We start from the raw sequence: 15,930 nt of genomic DNA, 5'->3' as shown, positions 1-15,930 counted from the left end.
CCGATCATTAACGGCGCCCGTCAGGCGGAACAACCCGGGGCCATGATGAGGTTGGCCCATGGTGAGGTAGCACCGAGCAAACAATCTGAGGAGGAGTGGCGTGCCTAAAGCAGTACGGGTACGGCAGACCGGTGGGCCGGAGGCCCTTGAGCTGGTGGATGTCGAGGTTCCTGTGCCCGGCGAGGGCGAGGTTGCCGTCGATGTGCAGGCGGCGGGCGTCAACTACATCGACACGTATCACCGCTCCGGCATGTATCCGATGCAGACGCCGTTCGGGATCGGCTTGGAAGGCGCGGGCGTCGTTACCGCCGTCGGCCCTGGCGTCACCGAGCACAAAGTGGGCGATCGCGTCGCCTGGTACTCGACGCAGGGCAGTTACGCCGAGAAAATCGTACTTCCTGTATCAGATACGATATCTGTTCCTGACGGCGTCGACACCGAAACCGCGGCGGCGCTGCTCCTGCAGGGCGTGACCGCGCACTATTTGGTCGCGTCGACATACGAGGTCAAAAGCGGCGACCCGATCCTGGTGCACGCGGCGGCCGGCGGCGTCGGCCTCCTGCTCGTGCAACTCGCAAAAGTGCGCGGCGCCCGAGTGCTGGCGACAGTGTCCACGCCAGAGAAGGAACAACTCGCCCGCGAAGCCGGGGCCGACGAAGTCGTCGGTTACGAAGGCTTCGAGAAGCACGCGCTCGAGTTCACCAACGGCGAAGGAATGGCCGCGGTCTACGACGGCGTCGGCAAGACGACGTTCGACGGCAGCCTGAAAAGCGTCCGGCGCCGCGGGTTCCTGGTCCTGTTCGGCGCGTCCAGCGGCGCCGTCCCACCGGTCGACCCACAGCGGCTCAACGCGCAGGGTTCGATCTACCTGACCCGCCCGACCAGCAAGGACTACTCAAGCCCTGAGGAAGTCCGTTGGCGGACAACGGAATTGTTCAACGAGGTGAAAGCGGGCACGTTGTCGGTCCGGATCGGCCGCCGCTATCCGCTCGCCGAAGCCAGGCAGGCACACGAAGACCTGCAGTCCCGCAAAACCACCGGAAAGCTGCTGCTCATCCCGTGACGACCTCGGCGTGCCCGGGCTGCGGATTGGTCCTGCCGGACACCGGCAGGACCCCGCCCGCGGAACGCGGCGCGTCGGCCGCGTGCTTTGAGCGGTACGGCGAACTTTTGGCGCGCTCGTATGGCATCGCGGCTTACCGGCCGGTGCACCAGATCGTCGTGGACGCCTGTATCGCGCAGCACCCTGGCGGCACGTCGCGCCGGGAAACGCAGGCGATCGCGCTGTGCTTGATGACGCTGGGCTTGTTCGTCGAAGACGGCGCCGATCCGCGCGACGGCGCAGAGTTGCATAAGAAGATGGTCGCGAACCGCCCGGAGTTCCACCCGCTCGCGCCACCGCCGCTGACCGGGCTCATGACGGTCGAAGATGTGCTGACCGCCAGTGATGCGGCCGAACACGCGAAGCTGGTTTGGGCTTGGGGAACGGAAACCTGGCAGGCCTGGGCGCCGCACCACGCCACTATCCGTGCCTGGAACAAGCAAGCCTTGTTTGACCAGGAACTCAGCGGCTTTCGACCGCATCCACCAGTCCACCGACCGAACGGACCGCCCAACCAAAGCGACTAAGACGAACTCAGCGGCTTTCGACCGCGTCCAGCAGTTCGCCGACCGAAGGGTCGTCCAGCGCCTCGACCACGCACTGCCACAGCTCAAGGTTCGCCGTCGCCCAGCGCGAATACATCGCCTTGGCTTCGTCGCTGTAAAAGTAGAAGCCCTCGTCGTGCTTGCCGCGTTGCTCGCCGACGATCTTGTTCGCCAACTGGCCCAACGTGATGCCGTTCTCACTGAGGTACCTGTGCGCGAGCATCACCGGCGTCACCGGCAACGCCTTGAACAACGTGTCGGCGTCACTCAACGCCTGCGCCTCGATCGAGATGTCCCGGTGCCGGGTCCGCATCTCCGCCTCGACCACGATCGCGTCGATCCACTCCGCGACGGGCTCGTCGACGCCGGACTTGGCCAAGATCCGCATCCGGACGTCCCGGCCTTCGGCGGCGTCGGAATTGCGGCGGACGATGTAGTTCAGGTCGTGCACGAGCGCAGCGGTTTCCACAACCGCCGCATCGGACCCATTGGCCTGAGCGAACGCGCCTGCCTTCGTCCTGACGAAGTGCACGTGGTGCCAGCCGTGGAACGGCAGGTTGGCCGCGAAGCGCTGGCACAGCCGTTTCACCCGGCGTTCTACCTGTTCGACCGCCAGATCGCTGACCGAACCCAGCTTCTGACCAAGCATCGGTCTCTCCTCCTCCGCGCCCCCGAGCAAGTGAGGGCATCGTAGGTGGTGAGACGCCGATTCCGAGTAGTCATGATGACACTCAGACGGGTTTTGGCACCTTTCTACAAACGGTCAGCTAGGTTGCCGAGGCGTTCCTCCACTGGCACGTGCCTGCGGCTGACACTTGTCGCCGGGTCGAATGACAGGCTCCAGCCGCGCACCGGGCGCGACTTCACGAGGAACGTCATCGTGCCGTCGGCGGCCTTCGGGATCCGGTGGAACTGGTCGGACAGCATCGTGCCCGACTCCCCTGCTTCGCACACTCCGCTGTGCACCATCGTCGCCGATTTGACCACCAGTCCATTGGGGTCAAGGTCGGCGTCGAACCGTTCGTGCACATAGCATCCGCGCAGGAGCGTGGTGCAGAAGTGGTACCGGTGGTTGTGCACCGAGTCCGCGTACCCGATGCGCCAGTCTCGTTGCGGTTTGTACTCGTGCAGCCAGAACGAGAACTTGTCGCCCGGCTGGTTGAGCAGGCACCACGCGAAGTGTGTGGTGGTCTCCCGCGATCGTGAGATGACCGCAGCCGCCACCTCACCGGACAGGGTCTGCAAGTGGTGACGTAGTTCGTCGCGTAGTCCAGGCCGGCTCGCCCACTGGGTGAACCGGCCGCTCACAGCCGTCCAGTCGGTCAGGTCGGTCGCTCGTAGCTGGCCGGCCAGATCGGCCAGCGCAGACAGCTCCGTTCGCATTTCAGGTCTCCAGCCCCGCGGCTTTGGTGAATTCCTCGCGGAAGTCGTGGAACTTGCGCTCCAGCTGTCCGAACCCCTCTTCGGAAAGGGGCGTCGAGGTGATCTTCTCGAACAAGGCCAGGAATTCCTGCCGGCTGGTGTCCGGAGTGATGACGAATTTCTGGGCCGTCCGGGTGTCGCGCATTCGCTGGAACTCGGCGCGTTGCATGCCGTAGATGAACGAACCTTCCGAGAAACGCAGCGTACGCGGATACAACGAGGTCACTCCGCCGACGTCGCTGTACAGCGTCAGCCATACGCTGTCGTCGAAGATCTCGGTGCGGTCGAGCGGCGGATCTGAGATCACCGCGATGTCAATCGTCGTGCACCGGCTGCGGGCGAGGAACAATCCGACGATGCCGATCGAGATCTCCTCGATCAGCTGCGCGCGAATCTTGTCGTAGTCGCCGGTCGCGCCTTCGTTGCGCAGCAGGTACCGCGCACGCCCGCTGATCGCCGAGTGCTGCCGAGGGTCGGCGACGACTGTCCGCAACTCCCACTCCGACCTGGTCAGCAGCAGTCTCGCGGCGGCGTGCCGGCCGGAGAAGCCACGGAAGAAGTAGTGCCTGCTGGCCCGCAGATCCTGCATCAGCAGCCGGTTGAACTCCGGGTCCGGCTCGGCACTCGCCTCGAAGACGTGCGTCGGGAAGAACTCGTTGTTCAACGCCCGGTATTCGGCCGACAAATCCCGCAAGGCCCGTTTGCTTTCCTCGATCAACGGGGTGACGAGCGCTTTCTGCGAAGCCGCAGCGGTGATCAACGTCTGACCAAAACCGACAATGGCCGACACCATTGTGCCGGTACCGAGCGCGGTCACCAGGTTGCGTAGAAGTCCGGCGTCCATCGCACTGGATATCCACAGGCTACCGATCGAGATCACGAGCAGGACGGCGAGCAACAAACCGGTCCTTGTCCAGAACATCTCTTGGATCGGGTTCTTGCGGATGCCGTTGGCGTCCGCGGACACCGGGTCACCTCCTTGACAGGCACTCGAACGGACGAATGCGAACCGTGTCCGTTTGTGTGCGAGCAGTTACTGTACAAGAATCACGACCAAGTAGGAATCGGGAAAACGGGGGATGTTCACGTTCACGCTGTGGCGTTTCGCGACCACCCGGGCACCCGATGGAACCAGTGCGTGACCCGGTTGCCTAGGGTGACGCCATGCGTATTGCAGGCAAGGTCACGATGGTTTCCGTGGCGCTGGTGGCGGCGGCCACCTTGAGCGCCTGTGCCAACTCGGAGCAGGCCTCCACAGCCGGTACCCAGACTTCCACGCGGACCTCGACTCCCCCGCCGCCGAGCGCCACCAGCACGCCCCCGAGCGCGACAAGCACGGCATCCGGCCCCGAGTGCACGGCCGACGACGTGAAGGTCTCCGGCGACTTCGGACAGAAGCCGACGATCACCATCCCGACCACCTGCCAGCCGCCGAAGCAACTGCTGAGCAAGGACCTCAAGGCTGGCACCGGCGCCGAGGCCAAGGCAGGCGGCAGCGTCGCTGTCAACTACCAGCTGGTGACCTGGTCGGACAAGAAAGAGGTCGACGGCAACTTCGGTGGCGGCGAGCCCTTCACGGTCGGCCCGCTCGGCCAGGCGCGGGTCATCAAAGGCTGGAACGAGGGCCTGATCGGTATCACGGCCAACTCCCGCCGTCTGCTGGTCATCCCGCCGGACAAGGCGTACGGCCCCGACGGGCAGAGCGGCATCAAGGGCGGCGAGACCCTGGTGTTCGTGATCGACGCCTTGCAGGTCAGCTGAATTTCCAGACACCCATCGTGAGTGGTTAGCCGGGTTAGAACCCGGCTAACCACTCACGAGGCTTTACCTGGGCGTCAGGCGGAAAACCCGGAGATCGCGGTCGGTCTTGGACTGATACGTGTTGTACGCGGGCCACGTTTTCACCAGATGCGGCCAGATCGCAGTGCGCTCCTCAGCATTCAACAGCCGCGCGTTCATCTCCCGAGTGCGCCCTTTGACGTTCACCTTCGCGTCCGGATTGGCCATCAGGTTGACTGTCCACACAGGATGACCGGGGCCGCCCCAATTCGAGCCGACGAGCAGGATGTCGTCGCCGTCAGGCACGTACAGCAGCGAAATCTCCCGTGGCAGACCGGTTTTCCGGCCAATCACAGTCAGCGTCAACGACGGCATCCCGGCCATCCCGACCAGGGTGATGCGCCCCTTTGTCAGCCGCAGCAACACCTTGTCGATGCGCACGACGGCTGGTCGAATGTTAGTCAGCCAAGGGCGCGCCGCGGTCCAGCGCGCGATCTTGCGCATCAGCTCCATGACCAGCCAACCTACCGCCTCACGCCAGGAAGTCCCACAGCGGCATTGGCGTCAGGCCGTCCTGCCGCGCGCGGTCAAGGAACGCTTGGAAGTCCTGTGTGAACGTGTGCCGGAAATGCATCAGCACGATGTCACCGGCCTTGAGTTTGTCGCCTGACTGGAACTGCACGACGCCGTCATTCACCGCCGCGGTCCACAGCACGATGGCCTTCATCCCGCATGACGCCACGGCTTTGCGGGTGTTGTCGTCGAAGTTGCCGAACGGCGGCCGGAACAACGTCGGACGCTTGCCGAATGACTGCTGAATCGCGTCAGCGTCGCCACAGATCTCGCTGCGCTGGAAATCGTACGGTTTGCCGCGCAGGTTCGGGTGGTTCATTGTGTGGTCGTTGATTTCCACGCCCGCGCCCTGCAACGCGCGGAAGTAGTCCTCGTGTCCCTTGAAGTACTTCGAGTTCAGGAACAGCGTGGGTTTCGCGCCCGAGTCTCGGATCATCTGCAACGCGGCCGGGTCCTTGATCGCGCCGTCGTCCATCGTGATGAAGACGTACGGTTTGTCCGTCTGGATCTTGCGGATCACCGGCGCCATACCGTCCGCAGTGGCCGGTGCACTCACTGTGGGCACTGGCGAATGCGTTGGCGCGTCGGGTGATGGCCGAGCTTGAGCGTGCACTGTGGACTGTTGGTTCACCGGGGCCGGTTGTTCACCACAACTGGCCGTCATGACCGCCGCCACACCGAGCACGACGGCCATGACCAGCTTCTTTGACATTCTTTACCCCTGCTTTTCCTTCCCCGCAAGGAAATTGGCCTCCTATCAAAGAGGACGCCGCAGGGGCTACCTAAGTTGCGTCAAGCCCCGTCACTTCTGACGATCCGGTCGTCAGCGGCGACGGGCGAACCGCGGCCATCACGGTTACTGGTCGTGAAGTACAGGTTCCCGTCCGGCCCGGCGACTGGGGTCCGCAGCCGCCCGAACTGGTTCTGGTACAGCGCACGCGGCGTGCCGACACCGGTGTTGGTCACCGGGATCAGCCACATCCGCTGGCCACGCAGCCCCGCCATGTACAAGGCGTTCTTGTAGAAGGCGATGCCGCTCGGGGACGCCTGTGACGTTGACCATGTCGCAAGCGGATTCACGAAACTCGGGTTGTTGCAGGTGCCCTCACAGGTCGGCCAGCCGTAGTTGGCGCCCGACCTGATCTGGTTCAGCTCGTCGAACGTGTTCTGGCCGAGCTCCGAGGAGAACAGCCTGCCGTCCGACGACCACGTCAGACCCTGGACGTTGCGGTGCCCGAGCGAGTACACGAGCGAGTTGAACGGGTTGCCAGGCGCTGGGCGCCCGTCCGGCGTCATCCGCAGGATCTTGCCTGCGAGCGACGCGCGGTTCTGCGCGTTGCCCGTGTTGCCCGCGTCACCGGTGCCCGCGTAGAGATGGCCGTCCGGGCCGAACGCCAAGCGCCCGCCATTGTGAATCGAAGCCCTGGGAATCCCGGTCACGATCGGCTGGGGCGCCTGCCCGAGCACGACGCGAGCGATCCGGTTGTCCGAGGACGTCGTGTAGTAGATGAACACGGTCCGGTTCTGCGCGAACTGCGGGGACACCGCGAGCCCGAGCAGACCGCCTTCACCTTGCGCGCTGACGCCAGGGACCGTCTGGACGTCGGTCACGGCGCTGCCGCGCAACTGCCGGATCTTGGCCGTGTTGCGTTCGGTGAACACCGCACTGCCGTCCGGCAGGAAACCAAGTCCCCACGGCACGGCCAACTGCGAGGCCACGACCGTGGTCGCGGCTTGTGCCGGTACCGCGGAAACAGAAAGCCCAGCCAACGCCGCAGTGGCGATGACCAGGCCGGTACGAACCTTCATTGGTTGCTGTCCTCCTTGACTGCAGGGGTCAGAGGTACAGACCAATAATGTCGTAGTGATCACACGTTGTGTGAACGGATAACGAGATAAATCAGAAAATGCTGGTCACCGGCAGGCCGATCGCGGAATCGACCGCGACCATCACGAACACCGCGCACAAATACGTGTTCGACAGGTGGAACACCTTCATCGGGTTGGTCTCGCCACCGCGCCGGTACACGTTGTGCAGTTTGTGCACCGCGCCGAGGAAGATCGCGCCGAGGACCACAGCGGACAGCGCGTAGATCCAACTGGTCGCGGGCACGAGCAACAGTCCGCACAGCACCATCGCCCACGAGTACAGCACGATCCGGAACGACACCTGACGTGGCGTGGCCACGGCGGGCAGCATTGGCACACCCGCGTTGGCGTAGTCCTCGCGGAACTTCATGGCCAATGCCCACGAATGCGGCGGCGTCCAGAAGAAGATGATGCCGAACAGCACGAACGCGGGCCAGCCGACATCACCGGTGACCGCCGCCCAGCCGATCACCACCGGCATGCAGCCGGCGATGCCACCCCAGACGATGTTCTGTGACGTGCGCCGCTTGAGCAGCATCGTGTACACGAAGACGTAGAACAGGATCGCGCCGACACACAGCACCGCGGCGACCCAGTTCGTGGTCAGCCACAAGAAACCGCAGGACAACACGCCAAGGATCACGCCGAAGATCAGCGCGTTGCGAACCGGGACCTCGTGCTTGACCAGGGGCCTCGCGCTCGTGCGCTTCATCACCGCATCGATGTCGGCATCGACCACGCAGTTCAGCGCGCCCGCGCTGCCCGCGGCCAGCGTGCCGCCGACCATGGTGGCGAGTACCAGCCAAGGTGACGGAATCCCTCGCTGCGCCAACAGCATTGCCGGAATGGTGGTGACGAGCAGCTGTTCGATGATGCGCGGCTTGGTCAACGCTACATATGCGCGGACGACATCCTTGAACGTGCGTCGCGGAGCGGTGGTGGGTGCGTCAGCGGTGATGCTCACGGCGCTCCCTGCGCGAGGCACACCGACGACATGTCGCTCCTCGGAAGTGGTTGGAAAACCGTTCGGGTACGGATCGGAATAGTAGACCGGCTACATACGTGGACCTGCGCCGGGTACTCCTCATGCGAACCGAGAAACGGTCTGGTCCGTAAATGAAGGAAGAACAGCCCCTGTCCAGCCGCGCCCCGGGTCGCATCCGCCGGGAGGATGACTACGCTGAGGCAAGGGCCGAGGGACAACCAGCGGGAACATCGTTTCGCAAACGCACAGCATGTTCCCGCACGAGCAGGGAAGCGAGAGCACAAGCCCGTGTCCGTAGACGACATCACCCGCCTGACCACAGCAAACGTTCCGGGAGACTGGACGGAACTCGACAAGCGGGCGGTCGACACGGCCCGCGTGCTCGCGGCCGAGGCCGTGCAGAACACCGGCAACGGGCACCCCGGCACCGCGATGAGCCTCGCTCCGCTGGCGTACACGCTGTTCCAGCGCGTCATGCGGCACGACCCGGCAGACCCGGACTGGGTCGGGCGCGACCGGTTCGTGCTGTCGGCCGGTCACTCCAGCCTCACCCTGTACCTGCAGCTGTTCCTGTCCGGTTACGGACTGGAGATCGAGGACATCGAGCAGCTGCGCAAGTGGGGCTCCAAGACGCCTGGCCACCCCGAGCACGGTCACACCCGTGGTGTCGAGATCACCACCGGCCCGCTTGGCCAGGGCCTCGCCTCCGCGGTCGGCATGGCGATGGCCGCACGGCGTGAGCGTGGCCTGTTCGATCCGGACGCCGCGCCTGGTGAGAGCCCGTTCGACCACCACATCTACGTGATCGCGTCGGACGGTGACATCGAGGAAGGCGTCACGTCCGAGGCCTCCTCGCTCGCAGGCACCCAGCAGCTGGGCAACCTCACGGTGATCTACGACGACAACAAGATCTCCATCGAAGACGACACCACGATCGCGCTGTCGGAGGACACCGCCAAGCGCTACGAGGCGTACGGCTGGCACGTCGAGGTCGTCGAGAGCGGCGAGAACGTCACCGGCATCCTCGAGGCCCTCGAGCGGGCGAAGGCTGAGACCGCGCGTCCGACCTTCATCCTGCTGCGCACGATCATCGGCTTCCCTGCCCCGAACAAGATGAACACCGGCAAGGCGCACGGCGCCGCGCTCGGCCAGGACGAGGTCGACGCGGTCAAGAAGATCCTCGGCTTCGACGTGGAGAAGAAGTTCGACGTCGACCCGGCCGTCCTGGCGCACTCCCGTGAGGTCGTCAAGCGCGGTGAGCAGGCCAAGGCCGAGTGGCAGCCGAAGTTCGACGCGTGGGCCTCGGCCAACCCGGAGCGCAAGGAGCTGTTCGACCGCCTGGTCGCGCGCAAGCTGCCGGAGGGCTGGGACGCCAAGCTGCCGTCGTGGGAGCCCGACGCCAAGGGCCTGGCCACCCGCAAGGCCTCCAACGAGGTGCTCAACGCGGTCGCCGACGTGCTGCCCGAGCTGTGGGGCGGCTCGGCGGACCTGGCCGAGAGCAACAACACGACGATGAAGGGCGCGGACTCGTTCGGCCCGACCAGCATCGCCACCAAGGAGTGGAACGCCCAGCCCTACGGCCGGACGCTGCACTTCGGTGTGCGCGAGCACGCGATGGGCTCGATCCTCAACGGCATCGCGCTGCACGGCCCGACCCGGCCGTACGGTGGCACGTTCCTGGTCTTCAGCGACTACATGCGGCCCGCGGTGCGGCTCGGTTCGCTGATGAAGACCTCGGCGATCTACGTGTGGACGCACGACTCGATCGGTCTCGGCGAGGACGGCCCGACGCACCAGCCGATCGAGCACCTGGCCGCATTGCGCGCGATCCCGGGCCTGACCGTCGTGCGCCCCGGTGACGCCAACGAGACGGCAGCCGCGTGGAAGGCAGCCATCGAGCGGCCGCACGGCCCGATCGGTATCGCGCTGACCAGGCAGAACCTGCCGGTCCTCGAAGGCACCGACGCCGAGGGCGTGGCCAAGGGTGGTTACGTGCTGGCCGACGCGAGCAGCGGCGAGCCGCAGGTAGTGCTCATCGCCACAGGCTCGGAGCTGCAAATCGCGGTCGAGGCCCGGAAGGTCCTCGAGGCCGACGGTGTTGCAGCACGTGTGGTTTCGATGCCGAGTGTGGAGTGGTTCGACGCGCAGGACGAGTCGTACCGGGACCAGGTGATTCCGCCTGCTGTCCGTGCCCGCGTCTCGGTCGAGGCAGGGATCGCGCAGCCGTGGTACCGCTTCCTCGGCGGCGCCGGTGAGGCCGTCTCGATCGAGCACTACGGCGCGTCCGCCGATTACCAGACTTTGTACCGCGAGTTCGGTTTCACGACCGAGGCCGTTGTCGACGCGGCACGGCGCTCGCTCCAGCGAGTGGAGGAAGGCAAGTGAGCAACGAGAAACTGACCGCGCTCAGCGACGCAGGCGTTTCCATCTGGCTGGACGACCTGTCCAGGGAGCGGCTGAACACGGGCAACCTGGCCGAGCTGATCCGGGACTGGAACGTCACCGGGGTCACTACCAACCCGACGATCTTCGCCAACGCCCTGAGCAAGGGCGAGGCCTACGACGAGCAGGTACGCGAGCTCGCGGCCCGTGGTGCAGACGTGAACGCGACCGTCCGCGAGATCACCACGACCGACGTGCGAAACGCCGCCGACGTGTTCCGTGACGTGCACGCCGCGACCAACGGCGTCGACGGCCGGGTGTCGATCGAGGTCGACCCGCGGCTGGCGCACGACACCGAGAAGACCATCGCCGAGGCGCAGGACCTCTGGAAGACCGTTGACCGGCCGAACCTGATGGTCAAGATCCCGGCGACCGTCGCGGGCCTGCCCGCGATCACCAAGGTGCTCGCCGAGGGCATCAACGTGAACGTCACGCTGATCTTCTCGATCGAGCGCTACCAGGCCGTGATGGACGCCTTCATCGAGGGCGTCGAGCAGGCCAAGGCCAACGGGCACGACATCTCCCAGCTGCACTCGGTCGCGTCGTTCTTCGTGTCGCGTGTGGACACCGAGATCGACAAGCGCCTGGACAAGCTGGGCACCGAGGACGCCAAGGCGCTGCGCGGCCAGGCCGCCGTCGCCAACGCGCGCCTCGCCTACCAGGCGTACCTTGACGCGTTCGGCACCGACCGCTGGAAGGCCCTGGCCGACGCGGGCGCGAACGCGCAGCGTCCACTGTGGGCATCCACCGGCGTGAAGGACCCGTCCTACTCGGACACGCTGTACGTCGACGACCTGGTCGCGCCGAACACTGTCAACACCATGCCGGAGAAGACCCTGCGCGCGGTGGCCGACCACGGCAAGATCGAAGGCGACAAGGTCACCGGAACCGCCGAGGAGGCGCAGGAGGTCTTCGACGCGCTGACCGACTTGGGCATCGACCTTGACGACGTGTTCAAGGTGCTCGAGGACGAAGGCGTGGAGAAGTTCGAGAAGTCCTGGACCGAGCTGCTCGAGACGGTGTCCGGCCAACTTCAGAAGGCAAAGGGCTGAGAACTCCCCATGATTGAGATCTCCGTCGACATCGTCGACGACAAGCTCGCGGAGGAGACCGCGACGCTCGTGGAAACGCTGGTCGCCGACAAGGTGGCCAGCAAGATCGCCGCACAGGACCCCACGCTGTGGGGCCCTGACGCCGAAGCCGAGTCGGCCATCCGGCTCGGCTGGACCCAGCTGCACGAGACGTCGCGTCCGCTGCTCGCCGAGATCGACGCCCTGCGCGCCGAACTGCACGCTGAGGGCGTCGACCGGGTCGTGCTCGCCGGGATGGGCGGGTCGTCGCTGGCGCCCGAGGTCATCACGGCGACCGCAGGCGTGCCGCTGACTGTCCTGGACACCACCGACCCGGCACAGGTCGCCGACGCTCTCGCCGGTGACCTGACCAGGACCGTGCTCGTGGTGTCCTCGAAGTCCGGTGGCACGGTCGAGACCGACAGCCACCGCCGGATCTTCGAGAAGGCGTTCACCGCGCAGGGCATCGACGCGGCGTCGCGGATTGTCGTGGTCACCGACCCCGGCTCGCCGTTCGAGAAGCTCGCTGGCGAACTGGCCTACCGCAAGGTGTTCCTGGCCGACCCGAACGTCGGCGGCCGCTACTCCGCGCTGACCGCGTTCGGCCTGGTTCCCTCGGGTCTGGCCGGTGCGGACATCGCGACGCTGCTGGACGAGGCCTCAGCCGCGGCGGCGGTGCTGTCCAAGGACGAGGACACCAACGCCGGGCTGGTGCTGGGCGCCGCGTTGGGCGTGCGGCACTCGGAAGGCGCCGAGAAGGTCGTCTTCGCCAACACCGACACCAGCGTGAAGGGCTTCCCCGACTGGGTGGAGCAGCTGATCGCGGAGTCGACCGGCAAGCACGGCACGGGCCTTCTTCCCGTTGCCACCGAAGGAATCGACGCGCCGGGCTTCGCCGACGCGGGTGACGACGCCACCACGACCGCGATCGGCACCCCCGCGGGTGCCGCGCGGCTGTCGACCTCGGGTTCGCTCGGCGGCCTGTTCCTTTTGTGGGAGTACGCGACCGCGGTCGCGGGCCGTCTGCTCGGGATCAACCCGTTCGACCAGCCGGACGTCGAGGCCGCCAAGAAGGCCGCGCGTGCGCTGCTCGACCAGCCGCCGGGATCCGAATCCGGCGACGAACCGTCGCTTGTGGACGGTCCGGTCGAGGTCCACGGCGCGTCCGGTGAGTCCCTTGTGGACGTACTGCGGTCCTTTGTGGCCTCGGCGCCGGAGTTCGGCTACATCTCGGTCCAGGCCTACCTTGACCGGTTGGACGACGCGTCGGCGGAGCTGCTGCGGCCGGAACTGGCCAAGCGCACGGGTCTGCAGACCACGTTCGGCTGGGGCCCGAGGTTCCTGCACTCGACCGGGCAGTATCACAAGGGCGGCCACCAGAACGGGGTCTTCCTGCAGATCACCGGCGCGGTCGAGGACGACCTGGAAGTGCCGGACCGGCCGTACACACTTGGTGTGTTGCAGCGGGCGCAGGCGTTGGGAGACGGTCAGGTCCTGAAGGAGCACGGCCGTCCGGTGCTGCGGCTGCACCTGACCGACCGGGCTGCTGGGCTTGCCCATCTCGTGAAAGCCGTGCAGGAGGTTGAACGGCCGTGACCACATGGCAGAACCCGCTACGCGACGAGCGGGACAAGCGGCTGCCGCGCATCGCCGGGCCGTGTGGCTTGGTGATCTTCGGAGTCACCGGAGACCTGTCGCGCAAGAAGCTGATGCCCGCGATCTACGACCTGGCCAACCGCGGCCTGCTGCCGCCGGGTTTCGCGTTGACCGGTTTCGCCCGTCGTGACTGGGATAACGAGGACTTCGCGCAGATCGTCTACGAGGCGGTCAAGGAGCACGCGCGGACCCCGTTCCGCCAGGAGGTCTGGGACCGCCTGGCCGAGGGAATCCGGTTCGTGCAGGGCTCGTTCGACGATGACGACGCGTTCGACCGGCTCGCCGCGACCGTCCGTCAGCTCGACGAGGAACGCGGCACGGGCGGCAACCACGCGTTCTACCTGTCGATCCCGCCTGCCGCGTTCCCCGTGGTGTGCAAGCAACTCGCGCGCTCCGGCCTGGCCAACCAGGACGGTGAGAGCTGGCGCCGGGTGGTGATCGAGAAGCCGTTCGGGCACGACCTGGAGAGCGCGAAGGAGCTCAACGGGATCGTCAACGAGGTCTTCCCCGAGGAGTCGGTGTTCCGCATCGACCACTACCTCGGCAAGGAGACCGTGCAGAACATCCTGGCGCTGCGGTTCGCCAACCAGCTCTACGAGCCCATCTGGAACGCCAACTACGTCGACCACGTGCAGATCACCATGGCCGAGGACATCGGCCTCGGCGGTCGCGCCGGGTACTACGACGGCATCGGCGCGGCGCGTGACGTCATCCAGAACCACTTGCTGCAGCTGATGGCGTTCACCACGATCGAGGACCCGGTGTCGTTCTCGCCGCAGTCGCTGCGGACCGAGCGGATCAAGGTCCTGTCGGCGACCAAACCGGCCGAGCCGTTCCGCGAGACGACCGCGCGCGGCCAGTACACCGGCGGCTGGCAGGGCGGCAAGAAGGTGCCCGGCCTGCTGGAGGAGGAAGGTTTCCCGCCGGACTCCAAGACCGAGACGTTCGCCGCGATCACGCTCGAGGTGAACACCCGCCGCTGGGCTGGCGTGCCGTTCTACCTGCGCACCGGCAAGCGGCTCGGCCGCAGGGTCACCGAGATCGCGGTGATCTTCAAGCGCGCGCCGCACCTGCCGTTCGACCAGACCTCGACCGAGGAACTGGGGCAGAACGCGGTCGTCATCCGGATCCAGCCGGACGAGGGCATCACCATCCGGTTCGGCTCGAAGGTGCCGGGCTCCACGATGGAGGTCCGTGACGTCACGATGGACTTCAGCTACGGCAGGGCGTTCACCGAGTCGTCGCCGGAGGCCTACGAGCGGCTGATCCTCGACGTGCTGCTCGGCGAGCCGTCGCTGTTCCCGGTCGCCGACGAGATCGAACGGTCGTGGGAGATCCTCGACCCGATCCTGGATTTCTGGACCGAGCAGGGCAAGCCGGATCCGTACGCGCCGGGTGAGTGGGGTCCGCCGTCGGCCGACCAGATGCTCGCCCGCACCGGCCGCACCTGGAGGCACCCGTGATCATCGACATGCCGACGACGAACACGGCGAAGGTGAACGCCAAGATCGTCGAGCTTCGTCAGCAGGGCGGCGCGGTCGCGTTGGGCCGCGTGCTCACCCTGGTGATCGTCACGGACGACGGCGAGAAAACCGAGGAAGCGATCGCGGCGGCCAACGAAGCCAGCCGTGAGCACCCGTGCCGCGTGATCGTGGTGGCCAAGGGTGCCCGCGAGGCCGCTCCCCGGCTGGACGCCCAGATCCGCGTCGGCGGCGACGCGGGCGCGTCCGAAGTGGTCGTCCTGCGGATCTACGGCGAGCTGGTGGAACACGGCGAGACCTGCGTGATCCCACTGCTGCTGCCGGACGCCCCAGTGGTGGCATGGTGGCCGTTCGAGTCGCCGGAGAAGCCAGCCGACGACCCGATCGGCCAGTTGGCGCACCGCCGGATCACCGACGCGGCAACCGACAAGGACCCGGTCAAAGCGCTGGAGCACCGTCGAGTGTCCTATTCGGACGGTGACACGGACCTCGCGTGGACCCGGCTGACCCAGTGGCGCGCCTATTTGGCCGCGGCACTGGATTTGCCGCCGTACGAGGAGATCACCAGTGCGACGGTCGCGGGCCAGACGGACTCGCCGTCGACAGACCTGCTCGCCGGTTGGCTGGCGGCGTACCTGAAGATCCCGGTCCGCCGGGTGCCGTCGGAGAAGAACGCGCCCGGGATCAACTCGGTCGTGCTCGAACGCAAGTCCGGCGCGGTCTCGTTGTCCCGGCCGGATGGCAAGGTCGGCATCCTGCGCCAGCCGGACCAGCCCGACCGCCGCGTGGCGCTCGCGCGCCGCAACGTGAAGGACTGCCTGGTGGAAGAGCTGCGCAGGCTCGACCCCGACGAGGTCTACGAGGCCACGCTGCAAGGCCTCGCCCGCGTCAACGCCGAAGAGCCGGTGCCGGCAGAAACCTGACCCAGCCTAATCCGAAGCCCCCGTGCACCAGGCCGCCGCACGGGGGCTTCGCCGTGTCCACCGTTCCAGCACACCGTGTCCAC

The 15,930-nt window shown here is 66.2% G+C and carries 15 protein-coding genes; 8 read left to right on the top strand and 7 right to left on the bottom strand.

The annotated features are described in order from the left end of the window. Positions 1 to 100 precede the first annotated feature (100 nt). Positions 101 to 1,063 carry a quinone oxidoreductase family protein gene (locus tag LWC34_RS48890; protein ID WP_233732806.1) on the top strand — a complete coding sequence of 321 codons (963 nt, stop codon included), beginning with the start codon at positions 101 to 103 and terminating at the stop codon, positions 1,061 to 1,063. Next, positions 1,060 to 1,629, top strand: a complete 570-nt coding sequence (locus LWC34_RS48885) for a DUF5946 family protein (protein ID WP_233732798.1) — start codon at positions 1,060 to 1,062, stop codon at positions 1,627 to 1,629. The genes LWC34_RS48890 and LWC34_RS48885 overlap by 4 nt, the downstream gene beginning before the upstream one ends. 7 nt (positions 1,630 to 1,636) lie before the next feature. Here the strand turns inward: LWC34_RS48885 and LWC34_RS48880 are convergent, their stop codons facing one another. The 3 genes from LWC34_RS48880 to LWC34_RS48870 all read right to left on the bottom strand — a co-directional run bounded on the left by LWC34_RS48880 (position 1,637) and on the right by LWC34_RS48870 (position 4,036). Continuing rightward, positions 1,637 to 2,296: an HD domain-containing protein gene (locus LWC34_RS48880; protein ID WP_233732797.1), complete on the bottom strand. Its 660-nt coding sequence runs from the start codon at positions 2,294 to 2,296 to the stop codon at positions 1,637 to 1,639. 104 nt (positions 2,297 to 2,400) lie between these two features. After that, the gene (locus LWC34_RS48875; RefSeq protein ID WP_233732795.1) at positions 2,401 to 3,030 is read right to left on the bottom strand and encodes a hypothetical protein; all 630 of its coding nucleotides are present in this window, start codon (positions 3,028 to 3,030) and stop codon (positions 2,401 to 2,403) included. Between the two features lies 1 nt (position 3,031). Beyond that, positions 3,032 to 4,036 (bottom strand): hypothetical protein, encoded by a 1,005-nt coding sequence (locus LWC34_RS48870; protein WP_233732794.1) that lies wholly within the window; start codon positions 4,034 to 4,036, stop codon positions 3,032 to 3,034. A 197-nt stretch (positions 4,037 to 4,233) separates the two neighbouring features. Between LWC34_RS48870 and LWC34_RS48865 the strand changes: the two genes are divergently transcribed. Further along, entirely contained in the window at positions 4,234 to 4,830 is a 597-nt protein-coding gene (locus LWC34_RS48865) for an FKBP-type peptidyl-prolyl cis-trans isomerase (RefSeq protein ID WP_233732793.1), read from the top strand. Between the two features lie 63 nt (positions 4,831 to 4,893). On the opposite strand, the gene LWC34_RS48860 is transcribed toward LWC34_RS48865, so the two are convergent. The 4 genes from LWC34_RS48860 to LWC34_RS48845 form a co-directional block, all read right to left on the bottom strand. Continuing rightward, positions 4,894 to 5,361: a nitroreductase family deazaflavin-dependent oxidoreductase gene (locus tag LWC34_RS48860; protein WP_233732791.1), complete on the bottom strand. Its 468-nt coding sequence runs from the start codon at positions 5,359 to 5,361 to the stop codon at positions 4,894 to 4,896. A gap of 19 nt (positions 5,362 to 5,380) precedes the next feature. Further along, positions 5,381 to 6,133 carry a polysaccharide deacetylase family protein gene (locus LWC34_RS48855; RefSeq protein WP_233732789.1) on the bottom strand — a complete coding sequence of 251 codons (753 nt, stop codon included), beginning with the start codon at positions 6,131 to 6,133 and terminating at the stop codon, positions 5,381 to 5,383. Positions 6,134 to 6,213: 80 nt separating this feature from the next. Further along, complete coding sequence (locus LWC34_RS48850) at positions 6,214 to 7,230, bottom strand: PQQ-dependent sugar dehydrogenase (protein ID WP_233732788.1); 1,017 nt, start codon at positions 7,228 to 7,230, stop codon at positions 6,214 to 6,216. A 91-nt stretch (positions 7,231 to 7,321) separates the two neighbouring features. Beyond that, positions 7,322 to 8,254, bottom strand: coding sequence for a heme o synthase (locus tag LWC34_RS48845; protein WP_372496807.1), 933 nt, complete (start codon positions 8,252 to 8,254; stop codon positions 7,322 to 7,324). Positions 8,255 to 8,563: 309 nt separating this feature from the next. Between LWC34_RS48845 and tkt the strand changes: the two genes are divergently transcribed. The 5 genes from tkt to opcA are packed head-to-tail and all read left to right on the top strand — an operon-like array spanning position 8,564 to position 15,847. Beyond that, positions 8,564 to 10,660 (top strand): transketolase, encoded by a 2,097-nt coding sequence (gene tkt / locus LWC34_RS48840; protein ID WP_233732786.1) that lies wholly within the window; start codon positions 8,564 to 8,566, stop codon positions 10,658 to 10,660. Continuing rightward, positions 10,657 to 11,769: a transaldolase gene (gene tal / locus LWC34_RS48835; RefSeq protein ID WP_233732783.1), complete on the top strand. Its 1,113-nt coding sequence runs from the start codon at positions 10,657 to 10,659 to the stop codon at positions 11,767 to 11,769. The genes tkt and tal overlap by 4 nt, the downstream gene beginning before the upstream one ends. Positions 11,770 to 11,778: 9 nt before the next feature. Further along, complete coding sequence (locus LWC34_RS48830) at positions 11,779 to 13,383, top strand: phosphoglucose isomerase-related protein (RefSeq protein ID WP_233732780.1); 1,605 nt, start codon at positions 11,779 to 11,781, stop codon at positions 13,381 to 13,383. Next, entirely contained in the window at positions 13,380 to 14,906 is a 1,527-nt protein-coding gene (gene zwf, locus LWC34_RS48825; protein WP_233732777.1) for a glucose-6-phosphate dehydrogenase, read from the top strand. Before LWC34_RS48830 ends, zwf begins: the two co-directional genes overlap by 4 nt. After that, a complete protein-coding gene (gene opcA / locus LWC34_RS48820; RefSeq protein ID WP_233732775.1) occupies positions 14,903 to 15,847 on the top strand; it encodes a glucose-6-phosphate dehydrogenase assembly protein OpcA in 945 nt (314 codons plus the stop codon). Before zwf ends, opcA begins: the two co-directional genes overlap by 4 nt. Positions 15,848 to 15,930: the final 83 nt, after the last annotated feature.

This window comes from Kibdelosporangium philippinense (assembly GCF_021390435.2).
In the GTDB taxonomy this organism is placed as follows: Bacteria; Actinomycetota; Actinomycetes; order Mycobacteriales; family Pseudonocardiaceae; genus Kibdelosporangium; species Kibdelosporangium philippinense.
Note: the sequence above shows the minus strand (reverse complement) of the source record. Positions and strands in the feature narration are given on the sequence as shown.